The following is a 2805-nucleotide window of genomic DNA, read 5'->3' on the forward strand; positions in this document are numbered from 1 at the left end:
CGCGGCGCGGCGCCGGTGTCACACAACACCCCCCGCGCCCCCGGCCCCCCCCCCCCCCCCGGGGGGGGCGCCCCCCCCCCCCCCCCCCCCGCGCGCGCGCCCCCCGGGGCCCCCCACCACGAGCAGTTTGTTCATCGTGCGCCGCATTCCCATCGTTCCTCCCACCCGGAATCAGGCCATCGATCATTCCCGGAATCCGGGTGCCCGCGACCCCGAGAGATCCGCGCCGCGGCAGCGCGGCCCGATCCCGGCCGGTGCCCTGGCCAGTGGCCCGAGCAGGCGCGACGGCGGCGAAAGCTGGGGTTGCATAGGGGTCGGTGGGGTATCGGGCTGCCACTACTGTTCCGGCGTCGGCGGTGCGATCACCTCGCCCGGGACACGGAGTTCTTCCGCAATCCACGGAAACGATCCGGCAAGAACGATGACCTGTGGGGTGTGAACGACCATGACAGCTTCCTTACCCGCGACCCGGCACCAGGGATCCCCTTGCCGTGTCGCCGTTGTCGGACTGGGATATGTGGGGCTGCCGACCGCGCTCGCCCTGCACGCGGCCGGGATGACGGTGCTCGGCATCGATCGCGACGAACGGCGGATCGCCGCTATCGCCCGCGGCGAAGCCGACCTCGTCGCATCCGACCGGCGGCTGCTGGCTTCGGCGGCGGGCGACGAACGGTTCGTCCTGACCACCGACGCCGGCCGCCTGCCCGAGGCGGACGTGGTGATGGTGTGCGTCCCCACGCCGGTGGACGCGCACCTCGCGCCGGAACTCGGCGCGCTGCGCCAGGCGTGCGAAACGCTGGTACGGCAGGCCAGGCCGGGGCAAACCCTGATCCTCACGTCGACGAGTTTCGTCGGCACCGCGCGGCAGCTGCTGGTGGAACCGCTGGAAACGCGCGGTTTCACCGTCGGGAAGGATTTGTTCGTCGCCGCGAGCCCGGAGCGGATCGACCCCGGCCGCGTCACGCACACCCAGCGGGAAACGCCGCGCGTGCTCGGCGGTGTGACTCCGGCGTGTACGCGCCGGGCGCAGGAGGTCCTCGGCTTGGTGTCCGGTTCGGCGCACGTGGTCGGCTCTCCGGAAGCTGCCGAGATGACGAAGCTGTTCGAGAACTCGTTCCGCGCGGTCAATATCGCGCTGGCCAACGAATTCGCCGACGTCTGCACGTCGTTGTCGCTGGATCCCATGGAGATCGTGACCGCCGCGGCGACCAAACCCTACGGGTTCATGGCCTTCCAGCCAGGGCCGGGGGTCGGCGGGCACTGCATTCCGTGCGACCCGCACTACCTGCTGTGGCAGCTGCGTGCTTCCCGGGGCAGCGCGCCGATCGTCGCCCAGGCGATGCAGGCCATCGCGGACCGGCCGCGTCAGGTCGCCGACCGGGTGCTCGACGTGTTGTCGCGGACCGGCAAGGGAATCGCGGGCACCCGCGTCGTCGTGGTCGGCGTGACGTACAAGCCCGGCGTGCGGGACGTCCGCTCGTCGTCGGCGCTGGACGTCATCGGCCTGCTCGCCGCCCGAGGCGCCAAGGTGGACTACCACGACCCGCTGGTCCCCAGTGTCGAACTCCCCAACGGGTCCACAGTGGACAGCGTGGTGGGCCCGCTCGGCGGTGACTGGGATCTGGCGCTCATCCACACCGTGCAGCCCGGCCACGACTACGGCTGGCTCGAGCAGTGCCCGATCGTGGTCGACGCGACCTACCGCTTCCTGCCCGCCGACGCCGCGCCGCGCGCCGAGGACGGCCCGTCATGCGTTGCCTGATCACCGGCGGCGCCGGTTTCATCGGCTCACACCTGACCGATCACCTGCTCGCACTCGGGCACGAAGTCACCGTGCTCGACGATCTGAGCACGGGCAGCACGGACAATCTGCCGGACCACGACCGGCTGCGGTTCGTGCACGGCTCGGTGTGCGACGCGGACGTGGCCGGGCGGTGTGTGTCCGATGTGGACTGCGTTTACCATCTGGCCGCCGCGGTCGGCGTTTTCACCATCCTGGACAGGACGCTGCACAGCCTGCGCACGAATCTGCTCGGCACCGAGACGATGCTGGAAGCCGTCCGTCGCAGGAACCTCCCGATCCTGGTGGCGTCCACGAGCGAGGTGTACGGCAAGAACACCGCGGACGGGCTGACCGAGGAGGCCGACCGGGTGCTCGGCTCGCCGCTGCGCACCCGGTGGTCGTACGCGGAGGCCAAGGCCCTCGACGAGACCTACGCCTACCTGTACGCCAAGGAATACGGCGTGCGATCGGTGATCGTGCGCCTGTTCAACACCGTCGGGCCACGGCAGACCGGGCACTACGGCATGGTGGTCCCCCGGTTCGTGACCCAGGCGCTGACGGGCGAGCCCGTCACGGTTTTCGGTGACGGGCGGCAAGTACGCTGCTTCTGCCACGTAGCCGATATCGTCCCCGCGCTGGTCGCGTTGCTGGCGAACGAAAACGCCCATGGCACCGTGTTCAACCTCGGCAACCCACGGCCGATCACGATCGGCGACCTGGCGGCGGCCGTCATCTCCGCGACGGGTTCGGGCAGCCGGGTGGTCGAGGTGCCCTACCGGGAAGCCTACGGCGAGGGCTTCGAGGACATGCAGCGGCGCGTCCCGGACTGCGCCAAAGCCGCGAACCTCATCGGCTTCGAGCCCGTGCGCACTCTCGACACCATCATCGGCGATGTCATCGCCGACCGCCGGGCGCGCCGTCACCTCACCCCCCCGCCGGGTCCCGGACCGCGGCGGTTGGCGGGGGGGGGCCACCCGGCGCGGCCCCGGGCTGCAGAACCCCGGGGGGCGGGGCAGGTCCAG

2 protein-coding genes are annotated in these 2805 nt (G+C 71.1%); both read left to right on the forward strand.

Features of this window, described 5'->3' with window-relative positions:
* Positions 1-445 precede the first annotated feature (445 nt).
* On the forward strand, positions 446-1762 hold the full coding sequence (locus tag ACFWX1_RS43925; protein ID WP_378395846.1) for a nucleotide sugar dehydrogenase: 1317 nt from the start codon (positions 446-448) through the stop codon (positions 1760-1762).
* The coding region (locus tag ACFWX1_RS43930; protein ID WP_378395847.1) for an NAD-dependent epimerase/dehydratase family protein at positions 1750-2805 on the forward strand (1056 nt) is incomplete at its 3' end. The genes ACFWX1_RS43925 and ACFWX1_RS43930, both read left to right, overlap by 13 nt.

The sequence above is a fragment of the Amycolatopsis sp. NPDC059021 genome (genome assembly GCF_042739895.1).
Taxonomy (GTDB): domain Bacteria; phylum Actinomycetota; class Actinomycetes; order Mycobacteriales; family Pseudonocardiaceae; genus Amycolatopsis.